The sequence below is a fragment of the Pseudomonas sp. FP1154 genome (genome assembly GCF_030687245.1).
GTDB lineage: Bacteria > Pseudomonadota > Gammaproteobacteria > Pseudomonadales > Pseudomonadaceae > Aquipseudomonas > Aquipseudomonas rhizophila.
On the sequence record NZ_CP117465.1, the window covers coordinates 5,545,864 to 5,572,775 of the forward strand.

Annotated in this window: 21 protein-coding genes, 2 pseudogenes and 1 riboswitch; of the genes and pseudogenes, 13 read left to right on the plus strand and 10 right to left on the minus strand. The window is 60.4% G+C overall.

The genetic code is table 11. The annotated features are described in order from the left end of the window. Positions 1-62: 62 nt before the first annotated feature. Positions 63-2,060, minus strand: coding sequence for a transketolase (gene tkt, locus PSH91_RS24825; RefSeq protein WP_047230412.1), 1,998 nt, complete (start codon positions 2,058-2,060; stop codon positions 63-65). A gap of 257 nt (positions 2,061-2,317) precedes the next feature. Between tkt and PSH91_RS24830 the strand changes: the two genes are divergently transcribed. Together PSH91_RS24830 and metK are read left to right on the plus strand one after the other, a co-directional pair. Then, positions 2,318-3,313, plus strand: coding sequence for a metalloregulator ArsR/SmtB family transcription factor (locus PSH91_RS24830; protein ID WP_305466903.1), 996 nt, complete (start codon positions 2,318-2,320; stop codon positions 3,311-3,313). A gap of 19 nt (positions 3,314-3,332) precedes the next feature. Then, the gene (gene metK, locus PSH91_RS24835; RefSeq protein WP_047230414.1) at positions 3,333-4,523 is read left to right on the plus strand and encodes a methionine adenosyltransferase; all 1,191 of its coding nucleotides are present in this window, start codon (positions 3,333-3,335) and stop codon (positions 4,521-4,523) included. A gap of 140 nt (positions 4,524-4,663) precedes the next feature. On the opposite strand, the gene PSH91_RS24840 is transcribed toward metK, so the two are convergent. Then, entirely contained in the window at positions 4,664-5,284 is a 621-nt protein-coding gene (locus PSH91_RS24840; RefSeq protein WP_076383377.1) for a LysE family translocator, read from the minus strand. Positions 5,285-5,491: 207 nt separating this feature from the next. On the opposite strand from PSH91_RS24840, the gene ligB reads away from it, so the two are divergent. Together ligB and PSH91_RS24850 are read left to right on the plus strand one after the other, a co-directional pair. Further along, positions 5,492-7,165 carry an NAD-dependent DNA ligase LigB gene (ligB, locus tag PSH91_RS24845; RefSeq protein ID WP_305466904.1) on the plus strand — a complete coding sequence of 558 codons (1,674 nt, stop codon included), beginning with the start codon at positions 5,492-5,494 and terminating at the stop codon, positions 7,163-7,165. Positions 7,166-7,253: 88 nt separating this feature from the next. Next, positions 7,254-7,649, plus strand: coding sequence for a DUF1090 domain-containing protein (locus PSH91_RS24850; RefSeq protein ID WP_047230417.1), 396 nt, complete (start codon positions 7,254-7,256; stop codon positions 7,647-7,649). A 74-nt stretch (positions 7,650-7,723) separates the two neighbouring features. Here the strand turns inward: PSH91_RS24850 and PSH91_RS24855 are convergent, their stop codons facing one another. After that, on the minus strand, positions 7,724-8,173 hold the full coding sequence (locus tag PSH91_RS24855) for a cytochrome c (protein ID WP_047230418.1): 450 nt from the start codon (positions 8,171-8,173) through the stop codon (positions 7,724-7,726). 123 nt (positions 8,174-8,296) lie between these two features. Here PSH91_RS24855 and PSH91_RS24860 point away from each other — a divergent pair, with 123 nt between their 5' ends. Continuing rightward, positions 8,297-9,481: a murein transglycosylase A gene (locus tag PSH91_RS24860; protein WP_076383375.1), complete on the plus strand. Its 1,185-nt coding sequence runs from the start codon at positions 8,297-8,299 to the stop codon at positions 9,479-9,481. A gap of 153 nt (positions 9,482-9,634) precedes the next feature. Here the strand turns inward: PSH91_RS24860 and PSH91_RS24865 are convergent, their stop codons facing one another. Together PSH91_RS24865 and PSH91_RS24870 are read right to left on the minus strand one after the other, a co-directional pair. Continuing rightward, positions 9,635-10,018, minus strand: coding sequence for an MAPEG family protein (locus PSH91_RS24865; protein WP_047230420.1), 384 nt, complete (start codon positions 10,016-10,018; stop codon positions 9,635-9,637). A gap of 51 nt (positions 10,019-10,069) precedes the next feature. Continuing rightward, a complete protein-coding gene (locus tag PSH91_RS24870) occupies positions 10,070-10,903 on the minus strand; it encodes an EamA family transporter (RefSeq protein ID WP_047230421.1) in 834 nt (277 codons plus the stop codon). A gap of 196 nt (positions 10,904-11,099) precedes the next feature. On the opposite strand from PSH91_RS24870, the gene PSH91_RS24875 reads away from it, so the two are divergent. Beyond that, the gene (locus PSH91_RS24875) at positions 11,100-12,269 is read left to right on the plus strand and encodes an MFS transporter (protein ID WP_047230422.1); all 1,170 of its coding nucleotides are present in this window, start codon (positions 11,100-11,102) and stop codon (positions 12,267-12,269) included. On the opposite strand, the pseudogene PSH91_RS24880 reads toward PSH91_RS24875, so the two are convergent. Together PSH91_RS24880 and PSH91_RS24885 are read right to left on the minus strand one after the other, a co-directional pair. After that, positions 12,220-13,103 (minus strand): annotated as a pseudogene (locus tag PSH91_RS24880) (formate/nitrite transporter family protein). The gene PSH91_RS24875 and the pseudogene PSH91_RS24880 sit on opposite strands and share 50 nt — an antisense overlap. A gap of 201 nt (positions 13,104-13,304) precedes the next feature. After that, entirely contained in the window at positions 13,305-13,709 is a 405-nt protein-coding gene (locus PSH91_RS24885; RefSeq protein WP_047230424.1) for an acyl-CoA thioesterase, read from the minus strand. Between the two features lie 191 nt (positions 13,710-13,900). After that, a riboswitch (S-adenosyl-L-homocysteine riboswitch) is annotated at positions 13,901-14,007 on the plus strand. 23 nt (positions 14,008-14,030) lie between these two features. Here PSH91_RS24885 and ahcY point away from each other — a divergent pair. The 5 genes from ahcY (at position 14,031) to PSH91_RS24910 (ending at position 20,596) form a co-directional block, all read left to right on the plus strand. Then, positions 14,031-15,440 carry an adenosylhomocysteinase gene (gene ahcY, locus PSH91_RS24890; protein WP_076383373.1) on the plus strand — a complete coding sequence of 470 codons (1,410 nt, stop codon included), beginning with the start codon at positions 14,031-14,033 and terminating at the stop codon, positions 15,438-15,440. A gap of 180 nt (positions 15,441-15,620) precedes the next feature. Further along, positions 15,621-16,466, plus strand: a complete 846-nt coding sequence (gene metF, locus PSH91_RS24895) for a methylenetetrahydrofolate reductase [NAD(P)H] (protein WP_047230426.1) — start codon at positions 15,621-15,623, stop codon at positions 16,464-16,466. Positions 16,467-16,549: 83 nt separating this feature from the next. Continuing rightward, positions 16,550-17,632 (plus strand): hypothetical protein, encoded by a 1,083-nt coding sequence (locus PSH91_RS24900; RefSeq protein ID WP_305466905.1) that lies wholly within the window; start codon positions 16,550-16,552, stop codon positions 17,630-17,632. Between the two features lie 55 nt (positions 17,633-17,687). Further along, complete coding sequence (locus tag PSH91_RS24905; RefSeq protein ID WP_107323034.1) at positions 17,688-18,464, plus strand: transporter substrate-binding domain-containing protein; 777 nt, start codon at positions 17,688-17,690, stop codon at positions 18,462-18,464. 266 nt (positions 18,465-18,730) lie between these two features. Continuing rightward, entirely contained in the window at positions 18,731-20,596 is a 1,866-nt protein-coding gene (locus tag PSH91_RS24910) for a DEAD/DEAH box helicase (protein WP_047230429.1), read from the plus strand. A 253-nt stretch (positions 20,597-20,849) separates the two neighbouring features. Here PSH91_RS24910 and PSH91_RS24915 read toward each other — a convergent pair whose 3' ends face one another. Both PSH91_RS24915 and PSH91_RS24920 read right to left on the minus strand, forming a co-directional pair. Next, on the minus strand, positions 20,850-21,446 hold the full coding sequence (locus tag PSH91_RS24915) for a YceI family protein (protein WP_047226959.1): 597 nt from the start codon (positions 21,444-21,446) through the stop codon (positions 20,850-20,852). A 32-nt stretch (positions 21,447-21,478) separates the two neighbouring features. Further along, positions 21,479-22,031: pseudogene (locus tag PSH91_RS24920) on the minus strand (cytochrome b). A 341-nt stretch (positions 22,032-22,372) separates the two neighbouring features. Here PSH91_RS24920 and PSH91_RS24930 point away from each other — a divergent pair. Beyond that, positions 22,373-22,879, plus strand: coding sequence for a hypothetical protein (locus PSH91_RS24930; RefSeq protein ID WP_047226957.1), 507 nt, complete (start codon positions 22,373-22,375; stop codon positions 22,877-22,879). A gap of 571 nt (positions 22,880-23,450) precedes the next feature. On the opposite strand, the gene PSH91_RS24935 is transcribed toward PSH91_RS24930, so the two are convergent. Further along, positions 23,451-25,208: a flavin monoamine oxidase family protein gene (locus PSH91_RS24935; protein ID WP_305466906.1), complete on the minus strand. Its 1,758-nt coding sequence runs from the start codon at positions 25,206-25,208 to the stop codon at positions 23,451-23,453. A gap of 224 nt (positions 25,209-25,432) precedes the next feature. Here PSH91_RS24935 and PSH91_RS24940 point away from each other — a divergent pair, with 224 nt between their 5' ends. Beyond that, positions 25,433-26,839 (plus strand): adenosylmethionine--8-amino-7-oxononanoate transaminase, encoded by a 1,407-nt coding sequence (locus PSH91_RS24940; RefSeq protein WP_076383370.1) that lies wholly within the window; start codon positions 25,433-25,435, stop codon positions 26,837-26,839. Positions 26,840-26,912 lie beyond the last annotated feature (73 nt).

A 26,912-nucleotide genomic window follows, 5' to 3' on the forward strand; every position in this document is an offset into this window, starting at 1 on the left:
GGAGATCCTTGTGGGAGCGAGCTTGCTCGCGATGGCGTCAGCCCGGACGACGCGACTTCGGATCAGTCTTCCAACAGCTCTTCAGCCTGACCCAGAATGTTTTCCAGGGTAAAGCCGAACTCCTCGAACAACGCCGGCGCGGGCGCCGATTCGCCGTAGGTGGTCATGCCGATCACGCGACCTTCCAGGCCGACGTACTTGTACCAGTAATCGGCGTGAGCGGCTTCGATGGCGATCCGGGCGCTGACTTGCAACGGCAATACCGCTTGCTTATAGCCGGCGTCCTGGGCATCGAACACGCTGGTGCACGGCATGGACACCACACGTACGTTGCGGCCCTGCGCGGTTAGTTTGTCGTAGGCCTGGACGGCCAGGCCGACTTCGGAGCCGGTGGCGATCAGGATCAGTTCAGGCTCGCCAATGCAGTCCTTGAGCACGTAGCCACCGCGGGTGATGTCGCCGATCTGGTCGGCATCGCGGTTCTGGTGCTGCAGGTTCTGGCGGGAGAAGATCAGCGCCGATGGACCGTCGTTACGCTCGATGGCGTATTTCCAGGCCACTGCCGATTCCACGGCGTCACATGGGCGCCAGGTGTCCAGGTTCGGCGTGCAGCGCAGGCTTGCCAGTTGCTCGATCGGCTGGTGAGTCGGGCCGTCTTCGCCCAGGCCGATGGAGTCGTGGGTGAACACATAAAGCACGCGCTTCTTCATCAGGGCCGACATGCGCACTGCGTTGCGGGCGTATTCCATGAACATCAGGAAGGTAGCGCCGTAAGGCACCAGGCCGCCGTGCAGAGCCACACCGTTCATGATCGCGCTCATGCCGAACTCACGAACACCGTAGTACATGTAGTTGCCGCTGGCATCTTCGGCGCTGACGCCTTTGCAGCCCTTCCACAAGGTCAGGTTGGAACCGGCCAGGTCGGCCGAACCGCCGAGCAGCTCCGGCAGCAGCGGGCCAAAAGCGTTGAGGGTGTTCTGGCTGGCCTTGCGGCTGGCAATGGTTTCGCCTTTGGCGGCGACTTCCGCGATGTAAGCCGAGGCTTTTTCAGCGAAATCGGCAGGCAGCTCGCCGCTGAGGCGACGCACCAGTTCATTGGCCAGCTCAGGGAATTGCGCGGAGTAGGCGGCAAAGCGCTGGTCCCACTCGGCTTCGGCGGCACGACCTTTTTCCTTGGCGTCCCACTCGGCATAAATGTCGGCCGGGATTTCGAACGGACCGTGTTCCCACTTCAACGCAGCGCGGGTCAGGGCGATTTCCTCGGCACCCAGTGGCGCGCCGTGGCAGTCTTCCTTGCCTTGTTTGTTGGGCGAACCGAAACCAATGGTGGTCTTGCAGCAGATCAGGGTCGGCTGGGCGCTCTTGCGCGCCGTCTCGATGGCGGTCTTGATTTCTTCCGGGTCGTGGCCGTCGACATTGCGGATGACCAGCCAGTTGTAGGCTTCGAAACGCTTGGGGGTGTCGTCGGTGAACCAGCCTTCGACTTCGCCGTCGATGGAAATGCCGTTGTCATCGTAGAAAGCGATCAGCTTGTTCAGGCCCAAGGTGCCGGCCAGGGAGGCGACTTCGTGGGAAATGCCTTCCATCATGCAGCCATCACCCAGGAACACGTAGGTGTGGTGATCGACAACGTTATGGCCTGGGCGATTGAACTGCGCCGCCAGGACTTTTTCCGCCAGGGCAAAGCCCACGGCGTTGGCCAGGCCCTGGCCCAGTGGACCGGTGGTGGTTTCCACGCCTGGGGTGTAGCCATATTCCGGGTGGCCCGGAGTGCGGCTGTGCAACTGGCGGAAATTCTTCAGGTCATCGATCGACAGGTCATAACCGGTCAGGTGCAGCAATGAATAGATCAACATCGAGCCGTGGCCGTTGGACAGCACGAAGCGGTCACGGTCGGCAAACGACGGGTTGCTCGGGCTGTGCTTGAGGTAGTCGCGCCAAAGCACCTCGGCGATATCCGCCATACCCATAGGGGCACCGGGATGGCCGCTGTTGGCTTTTTGCACGGCATCCATGCTGAGTGCACGGATGGCATTGGCACGCTCACGACGGCTGGGCATCGCTGATCTCCTGGGTTTTGAATTGTGAAACTGAAAAAAGGCGAGCATTTTCCCTCACCCACCCGCCCCGGGGCAATGACAGATAGTCATCCAGAGGCTTTTTTCCGGTGGATAAAGTCGCATTCGCCAGGTGAAACCTTTCCGCTGAAGGTTTGTAGAGTCAAGCACGCCTTGGGAAGTGCCATTTATCGAGCAATATCAAAACTTTTTGATATTGACCTTGCGGTGATCCATACCCCTCACTAGACTGCCGCCCTATGAATTTACGCGTGCCTTCCATTCGCCATGACGATTGCGATGAGCTGGCGGCCCTTTGCAAGGCCGGCGGCGATCCGCTGCGGCTCAATGTATTGCGCGCCTTGGCCAACGATTCGTTCGGCGTGCTGGAACTGGCGCAGATCTTCGGCATCGGTCAATCCGGCATGAGCCACCACCTCAAGGTCCTGGCCCAGGCGGACCTGGTGGCGACCCGTCGTGAAGGCAATGCGATTTTTTACCGCCGCGCCCTGCCCCATACCGATCTGCTGGGCGGCAAGCTGCATGCCGCGTTGCTCGAAGAGGTGGATGAGCTGGACCTGCCGGCAGACGTGCAGGCCCGCATCGCCCAGGTACACGGGCAGCGAGCCGCTGCCAGCCAGGATTTTTTTGCCCGGGTGGCCGAGAAGTTTCGCGCCCAGCAGGACCTGATTGCCGGGTTGCCGCAATACCGTGAAAGCGTCGTGGCGCTGCTCGACAAACTGGGATTCGAGCCCACCGCCACGGCCATTGAAGTCGGCCCTGGCGACGGCGCGTTTCTGCCGGAGCTGGCGCGGCGTTTCAGCCAAGTGACGGCGCTGGACAACAGCCCGGCCATGCTCGAGCTGGCACGCCAGGTGTGCGAACGTGAAACACTGGCTAATGTCAGCCTGCAACTGGCCGATGCCTTGAATGGTGTGAGCCTGCGGGCCGATTGTGTTGTATTGAACATGGTGCTTCACCATTTCGCCGCGCCGGCCGATGCGCTCAAGCACATGGCCGACTTGCTGCAACCGGGCGGTAGCCTGTTAGTGACAGAGTTATGCAGCCACAACCAGAGTTGGGCCAAGGAGGCCTGCGGTGATCTCTGGCTGGGGTTTGAACAGGACGATCTGGCCCGTTGGGCCACCGCTGCGGGCCTCGTGCCCGGGGAAAGCCTCTATGTGGGCTTACGTAATGGTTTCCAGATCCAGGTCCGCCATTTTCAGCGACCGGCTGGCGACACTCACCATCGGTAACTTGTAGGAAAACATCGAGATGAGCGAATACTCCCTTTTCACCTCCGAGTCCGTGTCTGAAGGGCATCCGGACAAAATCGCCGACCAGATTTCTGATGCGGTGCTGGACGCCATCATTGCTGAAGACAAGTTCGCCCGCGTGGCGTGCGAAACTCTGGTGAAAACGGGCGTGGCGATCATCGCTGGCGAAGTCACCACTTCAGCCTGGGTCGACCTGGAACAGATCGTCCGTGACGTCATCCTGGGCATTGGCTACAACAGCTCCGACGTCGGCTTCGATGGCGCGACCTGCGGCGTGATGAACATCATCGGCAAGCAGTCCCCCGACATCAACCAGGGTGTTGACCGCGCCAAGCCTGAAGACCAGGGTGCCGGCGACCAGGGCCTGATGTTCGGCTACGCCAGCAACGAGACCGACGTGCTGATGCCAGCACCGATCACCTTCTCGCACCAGTTGGTTCAACGCCAGGCTGAAGCCCGTAAATCCGGCCTGCTGCCTTGGCTGCGCCCGGATGCCAAGTCCCAGGTGACTTGCCGTTACGAAGGCGGCAAGGTTGTCGGTATCGATGCCGTCGTACTGTCGACCCAGCACAACCCCGAAGTGTCCTATAAAGACCTGCGTGAAGGCGTGATGGAGCTGATCGTCAAGCACGTACTGCCTGCCGAGCTGCTGTCCAAGGACACCCAGTTCCACATCAACCCGACCGGCCAGTTCATCATCGGTGGCCCGGTAGGCGACTGTGGCCTGACCGGCCGCAAGATCATCGTCGACAGCTACGGCGGCATGGCCCGTCACGGCGGTGGCGCGTTCTCCGGCAAGGATCCATCGAAGGTCGACCGTTCGGCAGCCTATGCCGGTCGTTATGTGGCCAAGAACATCGTGGCCGCCGGCCTGGCCGAGCGCTGCGAGATCCAGGTTTCCTATGCCATCGGCGTTGCTCAGCCTACCTCGATCTCGCTGAACACCTTCGGCACCGGCAAGATCGGCGATGACAAGATCATCAAGCTGGTTCGTGAAGTGTTCGACCTGCGTCCGTACGCCATCACCACCATGCTCGACCTGCTGCACCCGATGTACCAGGACACCGCCGCCTACGGCCACTTCGGCCGCACGCCGCAAACCAAGACGGTCGGTGACGACACCTTCACCACCTTCACCTGGGAAAAAACCGACCGCGCCGACGCCCTGCGCGCCGCTGCCGGCCTGTAAAAACTGCGGGTACGAAAAGCCCCTGGCGACTGGGTCGTCAGGGGCTTTTTCATGTCCGGTTCATACCCATTCAGGGGGGTTAAGCCATGCAAGCATTTGTCGCTTGGGCACTTATCTGTGGGAGCAAGGGACCATCGACTTCAAGACCGTCGCGCCACCAGCAAGAACGAAGCCGCACTGGCCAGCAGCCCCGCACACAGGCGATTGAACAGACGTTTGCCGCTCGGCCGGGCAAACAGCCGCCGCGCATAAATCCCCATGTAGCAATACAACCCGATGGCAATGCACTCCAGCGCCAGGAACAGGCCGCCCAGCACGGCGAACTGCTGGGTGACAGTGCTGGCGCGGTCGACGAACTGCGGCAGGAAGGCGGTGAACAACAGGATCGCCTTCGGGTTGCCGATCGCCACCAGAAACTCCTGGCGTGCCAGGCGGGTCACGCTCATCGAAGTGACCGCCGTTTCAGCGCCGGCTTCTGGCTGCGCCCGCCACAATTGCACGGCAAGGTAGAACAGATAAGCGGCACCCACGAACTTGATCCCCAGGAACAACAGTTCCGAGGTATGCAGCACAGCGGTCAATCCCACCGCTGCCAGGGCAATCATGAGTGCAAACGCCAGCAACCGGCCAATGCCACCGCTGCACGCCCGGACGAAGCCATAACGCGAGGCGTTGCTGATGGACAGCAGGTTATTCGGCCCCGGCGCCATGTTCAGCGCGAAGCAGGCCGGGATGAAAACAGCGAGGGTCGTCAGGTCCATAGGGATGCACGCCTGGCAGAGCGGATCGAGCCCCCATTCTGCACTCGCCCCTGATGGGTTCAAGGCACAGTTGCGCAACCAAATCACCCTGCACTGTACCGCCACGACTTCGCTATCGCCCCCTGCAAAATCCGGTAACGCTCCCAGCCTCGCACCTTCTGTGACAGTGACTAGCCTTCAAGCACACCACCAAGCAAGGATGCTTCGATGCTGCCGTTATCACGCCTATTGGCCTGTCTTATATTCATCTGCTCCCCTGTCATTGCCGCGCCTTGTCCCGACTGGCCCCTCGGACGCGCCCAGGCGGAAATCACCGCCCTGCAGCAGCGAATCGACTCGTGGGATGACAGCTACCACCGTCTCGGCCGATCACTGGTAGCCGATGAGCTCTACGATCAATCCCGCATCCAATTGGGCCATTGGCGCGACTGCTTTGACTTTGTGGCACCCAGTTTCCCCCTGCGTACGGCGGGCGGGAAAGTGCCACACCCGGTTGCACACACCGGCCTGGACAAACTCAAGGATGCCGCCGCGGTCAAGGCGTGGCTACAAGGCCGAGAAGACCTCTGGGTCCAACCGAAAGTCGATGGCGTGGCCGTGACTCTGATCTATCGCGGGGGGCGCCTGCATCAGGCGATCAGCCGCGGTGATGGTGTCCAGGGGCAAGACTGGACCTGGGCTGCGCACAAAATCAACGCCATCCCGCAACGGTTGAATCAGCCATTGGACCTGGTCGTTCAGGGTGAGCTGTACTGGCGGCTGATTGCCCATGTCCAGGCCAGCAACGGCAGTCTCAACGCCCGGGCGACCGTGGCGGGGCTGATGGCGCGCACGAATTTGACCGCGCAAGAAGGGGCGGACATCGGCCTGTTTGTCTGGGACTGGCCTGACGGACCGGCCACGCTGCCCGAACGGGAGGCGACCCTGCAGGCGCTGGGCTTCGCCGACACCATCGGCTACAGCCAGCCCGTTCAGGCATTGGACGACGTCGAGCACTGGCGCAACCACTGGTATCGCACGCCCCTGCCCTTTGCCAGCGATGGCATCGTCTTGCGCCAAAGCCGCCGCCCACCGGCTGACCGCTGGCAAGCCCGGGCGCCGTTCTGGAGCGTGGCCTGGAAGTACCCCTATGCCCAGGCCCTGGCCGAGGTGCGCAACGTGCGCTTCAAGATCGGTCGTACCGGGCGCATCACGCCCGTGCTGGAACTTGAACCTGCCATGCTCGACGACCGAAGAATCCGCCGCGTGAGCGTCAGCACCCTCAAACGCTGGGAGCAAATGGACATTCGTCCTGGCGACCGGGTCGCCATCAGCCTGGCCGGGCTGACCATTCCACGCCTGGACAGCGTCGTGTTGCGTAGTGTCGAGCGCCAGGACGTGAACGCCCCAGCGGCAGCCGATTATCACTTTTTAAGTTGCTGGCAGCCGACACCCGGCTGCGAAAGCCAGTTTCTGGCGCGCCTGGGCTGGCTCAGCGGCAAGCACGGGTTAGCCCTGCCCCATGTCGGCCCGGGCACCTGGGAAAAACTCCTGGCCGCCGGTCGACTCAATGGTTTGCTGGATTGGATGACCCTCGATGCCGACGAGCTTGCTAACATTGCCGGCTTCGGCGAACGCAGCAGCGCCCGCTTGCTCGACAGCCTGCACAGCGCCCGGCAACGTCCTTTTGGGCAGTGGCTCAAGGCTCTTGGCCTGCCACCCACCGGCGAGGTCCGGCTGGAAGGGCCATGGCAGGTGCTTGCCGAGCGCGACATCGAACATTGGCAAGCCGAAGCCGGTATCGGCCCGGGACGCGCCGCGCAACTGAGGGCTTTTTTTCGCGACCCACAGGTGCTGGCGTTAAGTGAAGTACTAACGGGTGCCGGGGTCGACGGTTTTTAATCCAGGTCCCACAGTTGAACCCAAGGGGTAAACATGCGCTCCAACAGCGCATCTATACCGACCGTTCGCGAGTTTTCACGGAGTTGCTATGAATTTCCTGTCTCCTATCGCACTGCTGACACTATGCAGCGCTATGGCCGCCCCCCTGATGGCAGCCGAGCAAACACCGGAGCTCACCGGCTGCGCAGCTAAGCGCCAGGGCATCATCAATCAAATCGAGCTGGCCAAGTCCCGCGACAACAAAGACCAGCAAGCCGGCCTGGAAACAGCATTAAGCCAGGTCACCACCCATTGCACCGACGCGTCCCTGCGCAAGGAACGTGAAAACAAGGTTCTTGAAGCCAAGCACGAAGTCAACCAGCGTCAGGCCGATCTGGACAAAGCCATGAAAAAAGGCGACGCGCAGCGGATCAACAAACGCAAGGACAAGCTGGCGGCTTCGCGCAAAGAGTTGCAGGAAGCGGTGGATGAGTTGGATAAATAAGCGGCAAGTTTCAAGCTGCAAGCCCCAAGCTTCACACTTGCAGCTTGCAGCTAAAAACTTGTAGCTGCCCCTACTCAATAATCCCGAAACTCTTTATGGCAGGCACTGCACGCGTCCTCTACTTTCTGCACCGCAGGCCCCAGGTTGCTGGCCCTGTACGGCTGGACCTTGCTGGCGGTTACCAACTCACCGGTGGCGGCTTCAAGGCTGCGGGCCAGTTCCTGGAAACGCGCCTGTTTTTGCCAGACCTCATCCCGGGCACTGGTGTGGTCTTCTTCACGCACTTGCGGGAAATGCTTCCACGGCTCGCGGGACAGTTGATCAAGTTGCACCGCGCCCTCGGCAAAGCGCGGGCCGTCGAACGGGATGCGACCGCGCAGCATGCCACCGAGCTCTTCGTTGGTCTTGAGCATCTGCTTGAAGATCGCTTTGCGTTGGCCCAGCGGGGAATTGGGATCGACACCGCCACAGGCGGACAACATCAGGCAGGCCAGCACGGCCATGGAAAATCGTTTTACAAACATCTTGGCCTCGGAGCAGGAAACGGCGGTTAGTATCCTCGGGTCATCGGCAAAGACCAATAGCCCTATTATCAATACGGGTTGTCTGGACGCCTGGAGCGTCCGTACGACCGGCAAGGAAATCTCATGCACAGTTTCAAGACCTGGCACAAAGGCCTGGCGCTGACCCTACCGCTTATCGCGCTGTTGGCCGGTTGCAATCGCGGCGACAAAGCCGAAGAGCCCCAGACCCACGCCGTCGCTACTTATGTCAGCGCACCGTGGGAAGCCTTGCCATCGGTGTCCGACGAAGACCTGCTGGCGGGCTTTGGCTCCTGGCGCAGCGCCTGCAACCGGCTCAAGGCCGACGCGGTGTGGGGTGCCACCTGCGCGGCGGCGGCCAATGTGCCGCTGACCGCTGTAGATGTGCGCAGCTTTCTGAAGCAGAACCTGGATGTCTACGGCCTGCGCTCGGGTGACAACAGCCCCAACGGTCTGATTACCGGTTATTACGAACCGGTCTACCCCGGCAGCCTCACCCAGACTGCCAGCGCCAACATCCCGGTGTACGGGGTTCCGGAGGACATGATCATCGTGTCGCTGGACAGTATTTACCCCGAGCTCAAGGGCAAGCGCCTGCGCGGTCGCCTCGAAGGCCGAGTGCTCAAGCCCTACGACGACGCGGCCACCATCGAAACCAACGGGGTGAAGGCTCCGGTGATCGCCTGGCTGACAGACCCGATGAACCTGCAATTCCTGCAAATCCAGGGCTCGGGCCGCATTCGACTCGATGACGGCCGCCAGTTGCGCATCGGCTATGCCGACCAGAACGGCCACCCCTACCGGCCCATCGGGCGCTGGCTGGTCGAACAGGGCGAACTGAAGAAAGAAGAGGTGACCATGGGCACCATCAGTGCCTGGGCAAAAGCCAACCCGAACCGGATTCCCGAATTACTGGGCAGCAACCCCAGCTACGTGTTTTTCAACCGCAACCCCGACAGCAACGAAGGGCCACGGGGTTCACTGAATGTGCCGCTGACCGCCGGCTACAGCGTGGCGGTGGATCGCAAGGTGATTCCTCTGGGAAGCCTGTTGTGGTTGTCCACCACCCGCCCTGACGGCAGTGCATTGAACCGCCCGGTCGCGGCTCAGGACACCGGCGGCGCAATTGCCGGCGAAGTACGGGCGGATCTGTTCTGGGGCACCGGCGAAGCAGCGGGAAACCTGGCCGGGGATATGAAACAACAGGGGCAGATCTGGATGCTGTGGCCCAAGGGCATGGCATTGCCGCAGGTGCCGCAGGTTGCCAATACGGTCACCGCCAATCCCTGAGAAGTGGGCTGACTGTACCGGCCCCATCGCGAGCAGGCTCGCTCCCACATTGGATCTAGTCGTACACAAAACATGTGTCCACTGGAGATCAACTGTGGGAGCGAGCCTGCTCGCGATGGGGCCAGCACAGACAACGGGACTCAACCGCCAGGCTCAGACCGAAACGAAGAAGAAACTCAACACCAACCCTACCCCCACGAACCACACCAGCGAACGCAAGATCGCCCAGTCCGCCAGATAGCAGATGATGTACAGCAGACGACTGGTGATAAACAGCACCGCCAGCACGTTGATGGTCACAAGCTCGGCATTGCCGGCCAGGTGCGCGACGATCACGGCAGCGGCGAAAAACGGGGCGATTTCAAAGCTGTTCAGTTGCGCGGCGTATGCACGCCGGGGGGCTCCTTCGAGCGAGTCCAGAAAATCCCGAGGGTCGTGGTTGTCGCTCAACCGGTACTTTCCACCGGCCTTGGCGATCGCAATGCACAGGTAAGGCAGGAGAAAGGCAATCAAAATGCACCACAGGGCAACCGTCATGAAGCAGTTCCTTCTTTGAGTGTTATAGAAAAACAAGAATCGAGGCACTGGTCAGAATTTCATCACCAACATGCCAATCAGCACCAGCCCGCAGGCTAAGAGCCGCGGCCGGCCGAAAGGTTCTTTCAGGTAGCGCATGCCAAACAAGACTACCAGGATCACGCTGATCTCCCGCAGCGCAGCCGCTTCGGCAATCGAGCCCAGTTGCATGGCCCACAGCACCAGAGCGTAGCTCAACAATACGCAAAACCCGACCGCCAGCCCCAGCCGCCACTGTTCACGCCAGAACAGCATGAACGCAGGTCGTTTGCGCACCAGCGCCAGCAACGGAAAGGGCCAGGCACTGAGCAGCGTGACCCAGGCCAGGTAATCCAGTGGCCGGGGCCAGCGCCGAAGGGCATGGCCGTCAATAAAGGTGTAGCAGCCGATGCACAGGCCGATCAGCGCCACCACCGGTAGCATCGACCAGGGCAACCGTTCGCCACCACCGCCCTGCCACAACAGGCACAGCATGCCGAACGGGATCAGCAAGATGCCGATGATCTGATGGGTTGTCAGCACTTCTCCGGCGAAGATCAACGTCAAAGCCAGCACCACCAATGGCGACAGACCACGCATCAGCGGATAGACCAGCCCCAGGTCACCCACCCGATACGCCTGGATCAACAGATAGCGGTACAACAGCTCGAATGCCGCCGACGCCAGGATCCACGGCCAGATCTCCAGCGGTGGCAACGCCACGAAGCCCAGCACCAGCACCACGAACAGCAACGCGACGCTGTCCATGCACGCCACCACCAGCAAACGCTCGCCACTGAACTTGATCAGCGTATTCCATGCCGCATGCAACAGCGCGGCGACCAATACCAAGGCCGTTGCCAGCACAGCAAGCTCCTTATTGCGTCCAGAGAATTGATTCGCCATCCATCAGCGCCCGTTTATACTGCAAACGACCACGCCGCACTCAGTTGCGCATAAACCAATTCCAATAATTTTGCTGCTGCCCCGTTTCATCCGAACCGGCGCATCGGCATGCGTATGCCTGATCAGAGCGTCAAGACTACAGACAGAGACTTTGCGCATGCCACTCGCCTTGCTTGCTTTGGCCGTCGCCGCTTTTGGCATCGGCACCACCGAATTCGTCATCATGGGGCTGTTGCCCGATGTCGCCCGTGACCTGGCCGTGAGCATTCCCCAGGCCGGGCTGCTGATTACCGGGTACGCCCTGGGCGTGGTGTTCGGCGCGCCGATCCTGGCCATCGGCACCGCCAACATGCCGCGCAAGGCAACGCTGCTGGGCATGACGCTGATGTTCATCGTCGGCAACGTGCTCTGCGCCCTGGCGCCGAACTACGCCACACTGATGGCCGCCCGGGTCATCACCGCACTGTGCCACGGGGCATTCTTCGGGATCGGCTCGGTGGTCGCGGCCGGACTGGTGGCACCGAACAAACGGGCCCAAGCCATTGCGATGATGTTCACAGGACTGACCCTGGCCAATGTACTGGGCGTGCCCTTGGGCACTGCGTTGGGCCAATATGCCGGCTGGCGCTCGACCTTCTGGGCGGTATCGGTCATCGGGATCATTGCCGCCCTTGCCCAATGGGTCTGGCTGCCCCGGGAAATTCCCATGGAGAAGGCCAATCTGGCCAGCGAGTTCAGAGTGCTGGGCAAGGCCAACGTGCTGCTGGCCCTGGGCATGAGCGTGCTGGCCTCCACCAGCCTGTTCAGCGTGTTCACCTACATCGCGCCGATCCTGCAGGACATCACGGGAGTCAGCCCCCACGGCATCACGCTCATGCTGCTGCTGTTCGGTGTCGGCCTGACAGCGGGCAGTTTCCTCGGCGGACGGCTGGCGGACCGGCGCCTGCTGCCTTCGCTGGTAGCCATGGCCCTGGCGGTGGTGCTGGTGCTGGCCGCGTTCAGCCAGACCAGCCGGTCTGTGGTTCCAGCAGCGATTACCCTGGTCCTATGGGGTGTGTTCGCCTTTGCCCTGTGTCCGATCCTGCAATTGCTGATCATCGACCAGGCCCAAGAAGCGCCGAACCTGGGCTCGACCCTGAACCAGAGCGCGTTCAACCTTGGCAACGCATCTGGTGCCTGGATTGGCGGCCTGGTGGTGGCCAGCGGTGCCGATCTGGCGGACCTGCCATGGACCGGCGCGCTGGTGGGCGGGCTGACCGTGTTGACAGCACTGTATTTTATTTATCGTCAGCGTCGTCAGGACGCCCTGGTGGGTGTGGCCGACTAGGCTGGCCGGTCTCGCTCCGCACCTGGGCATGACTCAGCAGCGCAAAGATGAAACTGCCACCAATGATGTTCCCTGCCAGGGTCGGCCCGGCAAACACCATCCAGAAGTCCGCCCACGACAGCTGGCCGGCGAACACCAGATAGGACACTTCGGCCGAGCCGACGACAATGTGGGTGAAATCCCCAAGCGCCATCAGGTAGGTGATGAGGATGATGATCCACATCTTGGCGCTTCTCCATGGACGGGATCATCCAGACCATGGTGGCGATCATCCAGCCTGAAATGATGCCCTTGGCGAACATCTGGCCAGTGTCGTTTTCCATGACCTTGCGACCGATCTCCAGAAAAGCCATATCGGTGCGGCGGTCGAAAATCGGCAGATGCAGCATCACATAGGCCACCAGCAAGGTCCCGCACAGGTTCCCCACCAGCACCACCCCCCACAGGCGGAACAGACGGCCGAAGTTGCCCAAGGTGGGGTTTGCTCATGATGGGCAGCACGGCGGTCAAGGTGTTTTCGGTGAATAGCTGCTGGCGGGCAAGAATCACCGCGAGAAAACCGGCGCAGTAGCCGAAGCTGGCGATCACCTTGAAGGCTTCACCCTCGGGCAAGCGGGAATTGAGCAGCCCCATCGCCATCAGCGACAGGCCCATGGTCAACCCGGCGGCCAGGGCCGACCACCAAAGCGCGGCGACACTGCGCTCCAGTTCCTGATTGCCCTGGGTCCGGATAATTTCATGCAGCACTGCGGCCCGCGGTGGCTGATTGCGGTCGACTTCGTGCTTTTCCTGTGCCGAAAGATCAGGTGTCTTGCCGTCTTTACGAGTGTCCATGGAGCTCCTGAACCGGTGGCGTGATGTACCTACGACACGCGGCCTTCGGAGCTGTTCAGTGGCGGATGAAATCCAGGAGCTTGGCACTGCCGTCGCGAGCAGGCTCGCTCTCACAAGGGATGGGTGGTAGACAACAATGCTGCGACCGACCGCAAGTCCATGTGAGAGCGAGCCTGCGCGCGATTGGCGACGCCGCCGATCTCATGCACTGGCAATATCGTCCTGGAACTGATCCTTGACGTACTTGATCTCGGTCCGGCCGTGCGGCGCCGGCAGGCCATCTTCCCCAAGATTGACGAAGACCATCTTCTCCACGGTGAGGATGCTTTTACGGGTGATCTTGTTGCGCACTTCGCAGGTCAGGGTGATCGAGGTGCGGCCGAATTCGGTGGCGGTGATGCCCAGTTCGATGATGTCGCCCTGACGCGAAGCGCTGACGAAGTTGATTTCGGAGATGTATTTGGTAACCACACGCTGGTTGCCGAGCTGGACAATGGCATAGATCGCCGCTTCCTCGTCGATCCAGCGCAACAGACTGCCGCCAAACAGCGTGCCGTTGGGGTTGAGGTCTTCGGGCTTGACCCACTTGCGGGTGTGGAAATTCATGTTCACTCCTGAGCGTCTGGCCGATGGATGCCTGCATCATGGCAGACCGGGCAGCGTGGCTCTATGTCGGGGTCCCAATAACGATCATCGGCAATTTTGATTTGCCGACAGAAACCCTTTGGAAGATCCGATTAGCCCGTTATAATCGCCACCGCTTTACCTCGGTCCTCGCTTTGGACCGTTCCCGCCACCTGTCCGAGGGGCGCTGCAGCAGGTTCGACCTGTCAGGCTCGGATGGGGCGTTGTTTGTACGGGGCTCCCCGCACGGACACTAAACGCACAACGGCGCCCATTCGCATACATTACGAATGGAGGCTCTTCATGAGCGCTGTTATCACGCCTGCAGATTTTACCGATTACAAAGTCGCTGACATGTCCCTGGCTGCCTGGGGTCGTCGCGAAATCATCATCGCCGAATCCGAAATGCCAGCCCTGATGGGTCTGCGTCGCAAATACGCCGGCGAGCAACCGCTCAAGGGCGCGAAGATCCTCGGCTGCATCCACATGACCATTCAGACCGCCGTGCTGATCGAAACCCTGGTTGCCCTGGGTGCGGAAGTGCGCTGGTCGTCCTGCAACATCTTCTCGACCCAGGACCAGGCCGCTGCCGCCATTGCCGCTGCCGGTATCCCGGTATTTGCCTGGAAGGGCGAGACCGAAGAGGAATACGAATGGTGCCTGGAGCAGACCATCCTCAAGGATGGCCAGCCATGGGCCACCAACATGATTCTTGACGACGGCGGTGACCTGACCGAACTGCTGCACAAGAAATACCCAGCCGTACTGGACAACGTCCACGGCGTGACCGAAGAGACCACCACCGGCGTACACCGCCTGCTGGACATGCTGGCCAAGGGCGAACTGAAGATCCCGGCCATCAACGTCAACGACTCGGTGACCAAGAGCAAGAACGACAACAAGTACGGCTGCCGTCACAGCCTCAACGACGCCATTAAGCGCGGTACCGACCACCTGCTGTCGGGCAAGCAGGCGCTGGTGATCGGCTACGGTGACGTGGGCAAGGGCTCGGCTCAGTCCCTGCGCCAGGAAGGCATGATCGTCAAGGTGTCCGAAGTTGACCCGATCTGCGCCATGCAGGCCTGCATGGACGGCTTCGAGCTGGTTTCGCCGTTCATCGACGGTAACAACGATGGCACCGAAGCAAGCATCGACAAAGCGCTGCTGGGCAAGATCGACTTGATCGTGACCACCACCGGTAACGTCAATGTCTGCGACGCGAACATGCTCAAGGCCCTGAAAAAGCGCGCCGTGGTCTGCAACATCGGCCACTTCGACAATGAAATCGACACTGCTTTCATGCGCAAGAACTGGGCGTGGGAAGAAGTGAAGCCACAGGTCCACAAGGTGCATCGCACCGGCGCCGGCAGCTTCGACCCACAGAACGATGACTACCTGATCCTGCTGGCCGAAGGCCGCCTGGTGAACCTGGGCAACGCCACCGGCCACCCAAGCCGCATCATGGACGGCTCGTTTGCCAACCAGGTCCTGGCGCAGATTTTCCTGTTCGGCCAGAAATACGCCGACCTGTCGCCAGCCCAGAAAGCCGAGCGCCTGACCGTGGAAGTGCTGCCCAAGAAACTCGACGAAGAAGTGGCCCTGGAAATGGTCCGCGGTTTCGGCGGCGTGGTCACCAAACTGACCAAGCAACAGGCTGACTACATCGGCGTGACCGTCGAAGGCCCGTTCAAGCCCCACGCCTACCGGTACTGATCGGCGCTGCCTCCTTGGTGGAGCGGACCTGTGGGAGCGAGCCTGCTCGCGATGCAGACACCTCGATCTGACTGTCAGACCGAGGTGATGCCAATCGCGAGCAGGCTCGCTCCCACATGAGTCCGCTCCCGCAAGGGATATGCAAGCCTCCCCGGCCTACGAGTTTCCAAGGATATGACCATGTCCCAAGACCGTCGCTACAGCTTCGAGTTCTTCCCGACGAAGACCGATGCTGGGCATGAAAAACTGATCGCCACTGCCCGTCAGTTGGCGAGCTACAACCCCGACTTCTTCTCCTGCACCTATGGCGCTGGCGGTTCGACCCGTGACCGCACGATCAACACCGTGTTGCAGCTCGAAAGTGAAGTCAAAATCCCCGCCGCCCCGCACCTGTCCTGCGTGGGTGACAGCAAAGCCGATCTGCGCAGCCTGTTGAGCCAGTACAAGGCTGCCGGCATCACCCGTATCGTGGCCCTGCGCGGTGACCTGCCCTCGGGTATGGGCATGGCGAGCGGTGAACTGCGCCACGCCAACGACCTGGTTGAATTCATTCGTGAAGAAACCGGTGAGCACTTCCATATCGAAGTGGCGGCCTACCCAGAGATGCACCCCCAGGCACGCAACTTCGAAGACGACCTGCTCAACTTCGTACGCAAGGCCAACGCCGGCGCCAACAGCGCGATCACCCAGTACTTCTTCAACGCTGACAGCTACTTCTACTTTGTCGACCGCGTACGCAAGATGGGCGTCGACATTCCTGTCGTGCCGGGGATCATGCCAATCACCAACTACAGCAAACTCGCGCGTTTTTCCGACGCCTGCGGGGCAGAAATCCCACGCTGGATCCGCAAGCAGCTGGAAGCCTACGGCGACGACACATCCAGCATCCAAAGCTTCGGAGAGCAAGTCATCACACAAATGTGTGAACGCTTGTTACAAGGCGGGGCACCGGGGCTGCATTTCTATACCCTGAACCAAGCCGAGCCCAGCCTCGCAGTATGGAATAACCTCAAACTGCCGCGTTAATGTCTTAATTGGGCGGTACAAAGAGGCCTTGGCGAAAACCCAAGGCCTTTTTTCTACCCGAAATATCTGGAGGGATGCAGTAGATGCCTATTGGTCAAAGGTTAACGACCCCACAACTCATTTATCTGGTCTACGGGGCCGAGACCTATCATCAAGAAGCCGTGTTCAGCATTGCCAGCGCCTTGGCCGGACTGCGCGAGAGCCCGGGTGAGGCACTGGACATCCAAGTATTTACCGACAATCCCATGCCCTACGCTGGACTCCCGGTGCGCGTACGCCACCTCGACAACGAAACCCGTCAGGCCTGGATCGAGCCGCACGGCTATCACTTTCGTGCAAAGCATGTAGTCATGCAAAAGGTGCTTGAGGAAGTCGAGCTGGCACTGCTGATCGACACCGACACCTTCTTCCACTGCTCTCCTCTGGAGCTGTTTCGGCGCATTCAGCCCGGCACGTTGCTCTGCAACGCGGTAGATCTGAACTATGGCGCCAACAAGGATGCCGTACTTTACGTAACGCTGGCGCAAGCCCTGCAACGACGGCAACTGGCGGATGACAACATGCCGCAGTTGAACTCGGGCGTGATTGGTCTTCATTGGACCGACGCATCAGTTCTGGATCGCTCGATTGCCCTGATGGACGAGTTTTATCCCATGGCGAACGGAGCCTACACGCTGGAAGAGTTTTGCCTTTCGGTGGCGGCCTATCGTTCGGTACACGTGCGCGAATGTCCGGACCTGATTCACCATTACTGGAGCCGCAAACAGCTGTTCCGCGCCAAAACCAAGGCTTGGCTCGACAAACATCATGCCGCGCCCATGTGCCAATCGGCCCTGGATGAAACCCGACAAGTCACCGCGACGTTACCCCGACCGCCCACATTGCAACGTCTGGCTTATAAATTGATTACCGTGGCGTTACCCAGCCATAAACGGCAATTCATGCGCGAAATTCTCTACGGCTGCTACCGTCACACCAACCCGTTCGACCAGGCCTGCGCGCCGGTCTGGTGGGAAAAGGCCAGGGAGAACGTTGAAAATCGCCTGAAAGAGCCATTGAAAGACCATGAACTCAAACGATGGCTCAACCACCCACTGATTCGCTGGGTGCTGGGCGAGCGCCGCGAAGCCATCTATCGGCACCTAATGCAGGCAAAAGGCAATTAAGCCGCGGGCCAGAGGGCTCTAGCTATTTGATGAGCTCTCGTCGTAACCTCAGGCCATGCCCTTCATCACCCGGTTACTGACCACCTTTGTCCTCCTGTACCTGAGCATGGATGCCCGGGCCGAGAAGTTGCGCATTGTCACCGAACCCTGGGCGCCTTATGTCTACGAAGAGAACGGCCAGGTCCTGGGACTCGACTACGAAACCACCGCCATTGTGTTCAAGCGCCTGGGCATTGATGTGCAATGGCAACTGCTGCCGTGGAAACGTTGCCTGGCGATGCTTGAGCAGGGCCTGGCGGACGGTGCGCTGGACATTTTCCACAGCAACGAACGCGACGCCATGCTGCTTTACCCCAGCGAACCGCTCTCGGACGTGGAGTTCGTGATGTTCTACGCCAACGCCCGCCCCCATCCCTTTCGCACGCTCGATGACTTGGTCGGCCTGACCGTGGGCACCTCGCCCGGTTATCTGTACAGCCAGGCCTTCAGAGAATCGCCCCTGTTCAAACGTGAGACGGCACCCACCCATGAAGCCAACTTTGGCAAGTTGCAACTGGGCCGGATTGACCTGCTCATCACCGACCGCCGGGTGGGTCGGCACGTACTCAAGCAAATGCAACTGGGCGACCAGATCACCGAAAACCCCGTGGTTGTGAGCCGTCAAAGCCAATACCTGGCGGTGCGGCGCAACGCCGGGATGGATCTGCTGGTGCAGCGCTTCAGCGCCGAGCTCAAGCGCTTCAAGCGCGAACCGGCCTATGCCGAGCTGATCGCCCGCTATGGCGCCGTTCCGTCTGCCAGGACCAAACCGTCCAGCCCGGTGCAGCGTTGAAATAAACCGTTGAGCAGCAGGAAAGCGGCGCACGGCGTTTGCTCTGTTATACTCCGGCCTTCCCGCCAGGCTCACGCCCGGACGCCCGGTCTTGCAAAAGGCATCCCGACACCGCTACAGCGCAGCTTCCAGCCCGCGCGAGCCCTGTCCGGACCTGCCTTCCAGACTCGGCAGGACCGGACGGGATGACGTCTTTTTGTTGAACGTCATTCGCGCCCGGCAAGACTATCCCATTGGGCCAGGCCCTCACTAAAACAGGATTACTCATGTCCTTTGCTTCCCTCGGTCTCTCCGAGGCTTTAGTCCGCGCCATCGAGGCTGCCGGCTACACCCAGCCTACCCCGGTGCAACAGCGGGCCATCCCCGCCGTGTTGCAAGGTCGCGATCTGATGGTCGCGGCGCAGACAGGCACTGGTAAAACCGGTGGTTTTGCCCTCCCTATCCTGGAGCGGCTTTTCCCCAACGGTCACCCAGACAAATCCCAGCGTCACGGCCCGCGCCAACCGCGCGTCCTGGTCCTGACCCCTACCCGCGAACTGGCGGCCCAGGTACACGAGAGCTTCAAGATCTATGCTCGCGACCTGAAATTCGTCAGTGCCTGCATTTTCGGCGGCGTTGGCATGAACCCTCAGGTCCAGGCCATGGCCCGTGGCGTCGACGTGCTGGTGGCCTGTCCGGGTCGTTTGCTCGACCTGGCCGGCCAGGGCAGCGTCGATCTGTCCCACGTGGAAATCCTCGTGCTGGACGAAGCCGACCGCATGCTCGACATGGGCTTTGTCCATGACGTGAAGAAAGTGCTGGCCCGCCTGCCCGCCAAGCGTCAGAACCTGCTGTTCTCGGCGACGTTCTCCAAGGACATCACCGACCTGGCCGGCAAGCTGTTGCACAACCCGGAACGCATTGAAGTCACACCGCCAAACACCACGGTCGAGCGCATCGAACAACGTGTGTTCCGCCTGGCGGCCAGCCACAAGCGTGCCCTGTTGGCGCACCTGATTACCGCCGGCGCCTGGGAACAGGTCCTGGTGTTCACCCGCACCAAGCACGGCGCCAACCGTCTGGCCGAGTACCTGGACAAACATGGCCTGCCGGCCGTGGCGATCCACGGTAACAAGAGCCAGAACGCCCGCACCAAGGCCTTGGCCGACTTCAAGGCCGGCGAAGTGCGCATTCTGGTTGCCACCGACATCGCCGCTCGCGGTCTGGACATCGACCAGTTGCCCCACGTGGTCAACTTCGAGTTGCCGAACGTCGATGAAGACTACGTACACCGTATCGGTCGTACTGGCCGGGCCGGCCGTTCGGGCGAAGCGATCTCGCTGGTCGCGCCGGACGAAGAGAAACTGCTCAAAAGCATCGAGCGCATGACCAAGCAGAAAATCGCCGATGGCGACCTGATGGGCTTCGATGCCAGCACCATCGAGGCCGAGAAGCCTGAAGTGCGTGAACGTCCGGACGTGCGCAACCCACGCAATGCCCGTGGCCCTCGCGGTGACGGTCCAAATGGCGGCGGCGGTGGTGGCGGCGGCCGTAAAGACAAAGGCAAGGACAAGGGCAAGGAAAAATCGGCCAGCACCAGTCGCGGCGAACGCCCGGCTCGCGAGCACAAGCCTCGCGAAGGTACCCCGGCCCGTGAACAGCAGCGCCCGGCACCACGTGCCGCTGCCGATCGCGCACCGGACGAGTTCCTGGACGACGATATCGATAACTTCGGCAACCGCGTCGATTACGTGCCGCAGCAGAAACCCGCCCAGGGTCGCGGACGTCGTCCTGGCGCACCGGCACAGGGCGCGGCGGGCGCAGGTGCTCCTCGTGGCCAATCCCAGGGGCGTCAGAACGGCCCGCGCAACAGCAACGGCTCGTCCACCGGCACCCCGCCGGCCAAGCGCAGCGGCCCGCGCAACGGCGCACCTCGTGACGGCCAGGCCCGCCGCGAAGACTCCCGCCCTCGCCGCCCGGCACGTGACGAGCAGCCTCGTCAGGAACCTGCCGTGCAAGCCCCTCGTGGTAACCAGCCGAAGATCATGCACAAGGAGTCGAAGATCGATCGATTCCCGACGCCTGAACAGCTGGATCAACTGCCAAGCCGTCCACGGGGCGAGAAGCCGGCACTGCTGACCCGCAATCGCTGAGTTTCTCCAAGCCGTAAAAATGCCCCTGATCTCGCGATCAGGGGCATTTTTTTTGAGTAACGCCAACTTCACCCCGTGGGAGCGAGCCTGCTCGCGATTGCGTCGGTTCAGCCAGTACAGAGGTTGACTAACCCACCGCTATCGCGAGCAGGCTCGCCCCCACAAGGGGTCATGTGCGGTTCACAAGATTCCATACGGCAATAAAAAACGCCCCTGATCCAAGATCAGGGGCGTTTTTTGTCAGGCGCGAATGTTATTTCGCTTTGACACCTTCAAACGAAACGTACAGCTCGACCACGTCGGACGTTGGGCCCAGGTCTTTCTGCTTGCCGAAATCGGAACGCTTGATGCTGGTGGTCCCTTCGAAGCCGGCACGGTAGCCGCCCCACGGGTCCTTGCCTTCACCCAGGAAGGTGGCTTTGACCACGACAGGCTTGGTCACGCCCAGCAGGGTCAGGTCACCAGCCACGTCGGCGGTTTCCTTGCCATCAGCGTTCTTGCCGGTGGATTTGACGCTGGTGGACACGAAGGTGGCCTTGGCAAATTTGCTCGCGTTCAGGAAGTCAGCACTGGCGATGTGCTTGTCGCGCTCGGCGTGGTTGGTGAACACGCTGGCGGTGTTCACGTTGAACTCGATCTTGCTGTCTTCAGGCTTGGCGGCGTCGAAGCTGAACTTGCCGTCGATGTCCTTGAAGGTACCGGTGATGTAGCTATAGCCCAGGTGGCTGATCTTGAAGTCGACGAAGGCGTGTTGGCCTTCCTTGTCGACCACGTAGTCGGCAGCCATGGCCTGACCGGCCGACAGCAGGGCAGAACCGATTGCCAGGGCGGCGAGCGTTTTTTTCAACATGCTTTCTATTCCTTTGGAGTCGAGGTTGAACATCAGGCTTGGCGTCCCAGCATGCGCTTGAGGGTCGCGTCACGATCGATAAAGTGGTGTTTCAATGCTGCCAACGCATGGAGGCCGGAGAAAATTACCAGCGCCCATGCCAGGTAGAAGTGAATCTGGCCGGCAACGTCTGCCTGATCGGGCAGTCCGGACACCAGCGCGGGTACTTCAAACAGACCAAACACCGGAATCCCGACACCGTCTGCGGTGGAAATCAGGTAACCGGCAATCATCACGGCGAACAACCCGAGATACAGTGCGCTATGGCCAAGCTTGGCGCCGACGCGGGTCAGGCGGCCATAGGTTGACAAGGTCGGTGGTGGCGGACTGACAACCCGCCAGATCACCCGCAGCAACATGACTGCCAGCAGCAACCAAGCCAATGCTCTTGTGCAGGTCCGGCGCGTCTTTACGCCAAGTGCTGTAGTAATCCAAGCCGACCATCCACAGCCCCAGCGCGAACAGCCCGTACACCACCAGTGCAATGCCCCAGTGCAAAACGATGCTGACCCAGCCATAGCGAGAAGAAGAGTTGCGTAGCTGCATTGCTCATATCCTGTGAAAACTGCGACCAAGACTAGCGAGTTATCTATCGATTTAAAGCGGAAAATTTTGCTTTGAAATATCGAGAAATACGATCATCAGTCTGGAGGGGGTGGGTTAAGGAAAGATTAAAGGGGAAACGGCGGGTGATGGCGAGGCGATCAGGCAGCCTTTGGGGCCTGTATGGACCTCATCACGAGCAGGTTCGCTCCCACAGGGGACCGCACCGGAGCCGTCACCGCCGTCCAACTATTTGTTCCATTCAATATATATATCTATCGCCATTTTCACTTTCACCCTTGATCAAATGAGCGCTCCACAACTCATTGAACAAGGTGAACAAAATGGCTGTTCGTTATACCCATTTTAAAGCTAACGGCTCGCCGCAATTACCCCCTAATCAAACGATGTCCCCGGGGCAATACCTAAAATCCAGTAATGGGCGGTTCCGATTGATATTGCAGGCCGATGGAAACTTGGTAATCAAGGACCGCGAGGCAATTATCTGGACCGCTGGTGATAAACAACCTCACAGCGTCACGTTGTATCCAAGGAGAATGCGTGAACCTCTACAATTCGTCGTCAGCAACAGCGGCTTTCTTTATGATCCGTCCAGACGGCGATTGTGGATCGCCGAAAGCACCCACAGTACTGATAAGTCACTTTGGTATAACACTTGTATGACCATGCAGGACGATGGAAACCTAGTCATTTTTGACATGCGAACAGGCAACCTCTGCTGGGCCCGCTTTGGCTTCGTTCCGGGACGTATGTCGAAGCCGAAGCGGGTCAGGATCCTGTTTGAGGACGTGCCAATTCATACGTGGTCATTTTCGTTACCCCCCCTCTAAAAATTCTCTTAGGTAATGTTACTTAATGGGGTACTCGGACCTGTGGATCCATATCGCATCTGTACGCCAATTGAGGGTCGTATTTTTTAAGCGTCATACGACCGTCAGTAAAGCCTCTACTGGCGAGCATTATAAAGAACATCAAAGCTTCTATCGGTTTCATGGTCGCTCCAGTTTACGAGCCTGAAACTTGAAAAATTAGTTTACCGAACACTCAGGCTTATATGGATCGATGGAGCATTTGTGTGCTAACTGCGGATCTCTTTTTGGAATCATCGGAATTGTCAAAGGATCCCGGCATTCGCCATACACACATCCATATATCGAAACCAATACAACCACTGCCATTAGTATTTTCATACGCGCTCCTGTTTTTCGAGGAGCCTAGACTTATGGCTTGGTAAGCGCTATAGCCTGCTTCTGGTTAAAGGGTGGGAAGTTTCCGATATATCGCCAAGGCGTGTAGGACGTAGCGCTTATTAAGCGACGCCGGGCTTTGAGTGGCGCCGCCGGTACGCTTGATACTGGATAAAAAACGCGGCCCTTGAGCCGCGTTCTTTCCACCTGATCGTTACTGAGCCTTGGTTTCAGTAGTCGTCGTCGGTTTGACTGCCGGCTTCTTCGCCGGCGGGGCCTTTTTCACCGGAGCCTTGGCCGGGGCTTTTTTGGCCGGGGTCTTGGCGGCTGGTTTTTTCACCGCTGGTTTGGTGATTGCTTTCTTGGCGGGCTCAACTTTCGCCGGGGCTGGCGCGGATGGTGCCACCGGTGCGGGCGCTGGGGCGGGTGCCGGCACTGGAGCAGGCGCTACCGGCTCCGGAGCCTTGACCGGCTCCGGCTTCTTGTCGTCATCCGAGCCACCAAACAGGTTGGAGAAAAAATTACCCTTCTTCGCCGCCACCGCACCGGCAGCTGCTGCCGCTGCCACCGGCACGACCTTGGCCGGTTCAAACGATTTGCCCGCCGCCAGGTCTTCAACCTGGCTGGCTGCCCGCTGACCGCTACGCAACGCGCCCTCCAGGGTGCCCGGATACAAGGTATCGGTGTGTTCGCCGGCAAAGGCTACGCGCTGCAACGGCATTTCCCACAGGCGCCAGTACTTGCTGATCTGGCCCGGTCCGAAGGCCAGGTACGCGCCGCCCATGGACGGGTCGGTGCTGTAGCGGCGAATTTCATAACCGGTGAAAGCACCCCGGGCCTGCGGGTAAAACGCGTGCAAGCGAATCAGCACCTGATCGGCCATCTGCTTGTCACCAAAGGCCTGCATCACCCGGGCGTTGTCGCCGGACAGATTGATGACCACATTGGCGCCGCCCTTCATGGCCGGCTCGATCCACATCATGCCCAGACCGGTGTTGCTGTAGATCTCACCCGACATGCGCGCCTTGCTGTCCCAGACCGGGGTCTTGAACTTGAGCATGATCTGGTCGCGCCAGCCGTAGTTGGTGCCCTTGATCGCGCCCTGATGCCGGGCGTCCAGGGCCGGGGTCAGCTGGATTTTGTTCAGGGCTCGCAACGGCACCGCCAGCACTACGTAGTCAGCTTGATAGCCGACGCTGCCAACCTTGACGGTAACGCCGTCCTTGTCCTGGGAGATGGCCGAGACGGGCGAGCTGGTCTTGATGGTTTTCAGTTGCTTGACGAAAGCCTGGGCCAACACAGGGCTGCCACCCAGCAGGCGCGCGGCGCGCAGGTCACGGTCGGACACACCACGGTAGACCCGGGTTTGCTGGGCAAAATACAGCAACGACAGTCGCGACGGCTCGTCATAGCGGGTGCGGATCTGCTGGTTCACCAACTGCCGCGCGGTGGTCGGCAATTGCAGACGGTCGAGCCAGTTGGAGACACTGATTTGGTCCAGTGCGTGCAACGTGTTGTTGGCCGACGGGTTCTGTGGGTCTTCAATGGAACGGGCCAGGTCGTCCAGGGTGGTTTCGTAACGTTTGAGGGCCTCAGCCGTGGCCGGTTGCTTGGTCGCCAGGTCAGCGGCGGTGAGGTAGGTGCCGTCGATCAAATAGCTGGGGGTGCGCACGAACTCCGGGGCCGGTGTGGTGCTCAGCTTGAAGGTCGAGATGTACTTGTTCAGTACCGGCTGAGTTTTTTCGTTGCCGATCCATTCACTGGTGGCCATGCCCGAACGACCGCCCAGGCTTGGCTTGGCTTCCAGCAGGGTTACCTGCCAGCCTTTGTTCTGCAGCTCGTAGGCCGCCGTGAGCCCCGCCAGGCCGCCGCCGATGACGATCACCGTCGGTTGCTTGTCCTTGGCCAGCGCACACACGCTGAACAGCCCTATCACCACCAGCGCACAGGCGCGCAGCCAACCAGCAGACATTCAGCGAACTCCGGAATAAAACGCAGGAACGATCAGTTTTTCGAGCCAGACGGCTCAGAGAACGGCGAAGAATACGTCAGCCACCCCAGCGCCGCCAGCGGCGTCTATCGCCTTACTCAAGGTAGCAGGAATGACACAATGGGTTGTCCCCGGGGCTGCCATTGCATAGGCTTGCCCGATTGTTTTGCCCGCGCCCGCCGCGAGCCGCCTCGAGGAGACTGTATATGGGCCTGAATAATCAGTGGATGCAACGCGACCTCGCGGTGCTATGGCATCCCTGCACCCAGATGAAAGACCACGAAAAGCTGCCGCTGATCCCGATCAAGCGCGGTGAAGGCGTGTGGCTGGAAGACTTCGAAGGCAAGCGCTACCTCGATGCCGTCAGTTCCTGGTGGGTCAACGTGTTCGGCCATGCCAACCCGCGGATCAACCAGCGCATCAAGGACCAGGTCGATCAACTGGAGCATGTGATCCTCGCCGGCTTCAGTCACCAGCCGGTGATCGAACTGTCCGAGCGCCTGGTGAAGATGACGCCTGAAGGCCTGACCCGGTGTTTCTACGCCGATAACGGCTCGTCCTGCATCGAAGTGGCGATGAAGATGAGCTTTCACTACTGGATCAATCGTGGCCAGCCGGCCAAGAAGCGCTTCGTCACCCTGAGCAACAGCTACCACGGCGAAACCATCGCCGCGATGTCGGTGGGCGACGTGCCGCTGTTCACCGAAACCTACAAGGCGTTGCTGCTGGACACGATCAAAGTGCCGAGCCCCGATTGCTACCTCCGCCCCGAAGGCATGAGCTGGGAAGAGCATTCGCGCAATCTGTTCGCGGCCATGGAACAGACCTTGGCCGAACACCACGACACCGTGGCCGCCGTAATCGTCGAGCCGCTGATCCAGGGCGCCGGTGGCATGCGCATGTATCACCCGGTGTACCTGAAACTGCTGCGCGAGGCTTGCGACCGCTATGGCGTGCACCTGATCCACGACGAAATCGCCGTCGGCTTCGGCCGCACCGGCACGATGTTCGCCTGTGAACAGGCCGGTATCACCCCGGACTTCCTTTGTTTGTCCAAGGCCCTGACCGGCGGCTACCTGCCGCTGGCGGCGTGCGTGACGACCGATGAGGTCTACAGCGCGTTCTACGACGACTACCCGACCCTGCGCGCCTTCCTGCATTCCCACAGCTACACGGGCAACCCGTTGGCCTGCGCGGCGGCCCTGGCGACGCTGGATATCTTCGAAGAAGACAACGTCATCGAAAACAACAAGGCCCTGGCCCAACGCATGGCAAGCGCCACCGCGCACCTGGCCGATCACCCGAACGTGGCCGAAGTGCGCCAGACCGGCATGGTCCTGGCCATCGAGATGGTCAAGGACAAGGCGAGCAAGACCGCTTACCCATGGCAGGAACGTCGCGGCCTGACGGTCTTCCAGCATGCTCTGGAGCGCGGCGCATTGCTGCGGCCGCTGGGCAGCGTGGTGTATTTCCTGCCGCCGTATGTCATCACCCCCGAGCAAATCGACTTCCTGGCTGAAGTGGCCAGCGAGGGCATCGACATCGCCACCCGGGACAAGGTCAGCGTGGCGGTGCCGAAGGATTTTCATCCCGGTTTCCGTGATCCGGGTTAAACCCCGGTGTTCTTGTTGGAATACTGTTGTGGCGAGGGGATTTATCCCCGCTGGGCTGCGCAGCAGCCCTAAA

Coding starts and splice junctions, on each gene's coding strand:
- tkt (WP_047230412.1), bottom strand. CDS start 2,060: ATGCCCAGCCGTCGTGAGCGTGCCAATGCCATCCGTGCACTCAGCATG.
- PSH91_RS24830 (WP_305466903.1), top strand. CDS start 2,318: ATGAATTTACGCGTGCCTTCCATTCGCCATGACGATTGCGATGAGCTG.
- metK (WP_047230414.1), top strand. CDS start 3,333: ATGAGCGAATACTCCCTTTTCACCTCCGAGTCCGTGTCTGAAGGGCAT.
- PSH91_RS24840 (WP_076383377.1), bottom strand. CDS start 5,284: ATGGACCTGACGACCCTCGCTGTTTTCATCCCGGCCTGCTTCGCGCTG.
- ligB (WP_305466904.1), top strand. CDS start 5,492: ATGCTGCCGTTATCACGCCTATTGGCCTGTCTTATATTCATCTGCTCC.
- PSH91_RS24850 (WP_047230417.1), top strand. CDS start 7,254: ATGAATTTCCTGTCTCCTATCGCACTGCTGACACTATGCAGCGCTATG.
- PSH91_RS24855 (WP_047230418.1), bottom strand. CDS start 8,173: ATGTTTGTAAAACGATTTTCCATGGCCGTGCTGGCCTGCCTGATGTTG.
- PSH91_RS24860 (WP_076383375.1), top strand. CDS start 8,297: ATGCACAGTTTCAAGACCTGGCACAAAGGCCTGGCGCTGACCCTACCG.
- PSH91_RS24865 (WP_047230420.1), bottom strand. CDS start 10,018: ATGACGGTTGCCCTGTGGTGCATTTTGATTGCCTTTCTCCTGCCTTAC.
- PSH91_RS24875 (WP_047230422.1), top strand. CDS start 11,100: ATGCCACTCGCCTTGCTTGCTTTGGCCGTCGCCGCTTTTGGCATCGGC.
- PSH91_RS24885 (WP_047230424.1), bottom strand. CDS start 13,709: ATGAATTTCCACACCCGCAAGTGGGTCAAGCCCGAAGACCTCAACCCC.
- ahcY (WP_076383373.1), top strand. CDS start 14,031: ATGAGCGCTGTTATCACGCCTGCAGATTTTACCGATTACAAAGTCGCT.
- metF (WP_047230426.1), top strand. CDS start 15,621: ATGTCCCAAGACCGTCGCTACAGCTTCGAGTTCTTCCCGACGAAGACC.
- PSH91_RS24900 (WP_305466905.1), top strand. CDS start 16,550: ATGCCTATTGGTCAAAGGTTAACGACCCCACAACTCATTTATCTGGTC.
- PSH91_RS24905 (WP_107323034.1), top strand. CDS start 17,688: ATGCCCTTCATCACCCGGTTACTGACCACCTTTGTCCTCCTGTACCTG.
- PSH91_RS24910 (WP_047230429.1), top strand. CDS start 18,731: ATGTCCTTTGCTTCCCTCGGTCTCTCCGAGGCTTTAGTCCGCGCCATC.
- PSH91_RS24915 (WP_047226959.1), bottom strand. CDS start 21,446: ATGTTGAAAAAAACGCTCGCCGCCCTGGCAATCGGTTCTGCCCTGCTG.
- PSH91_RS24930 (WP_047226957.1), top strand. CDS start 22,373: ATGGCTGTTCGTTATACCCATTTTAAAGCTAACGGCTCGCCGCAATTA.
- PSH91_RS24935 (WP_305466906.1), bottom strand. CDS start 25,208: ATGTCTGCTGGTTGGCTGCGCGCCTGTGCGCTGGTGGTGATAGGGCTG.
- PSH91_RS24940 (WP_076383370.1), top strand. CDS start 25,433: ATGGGCCTGAATAATCAGTGGATGCAACGCGACCTCGCGGTGCTATGG.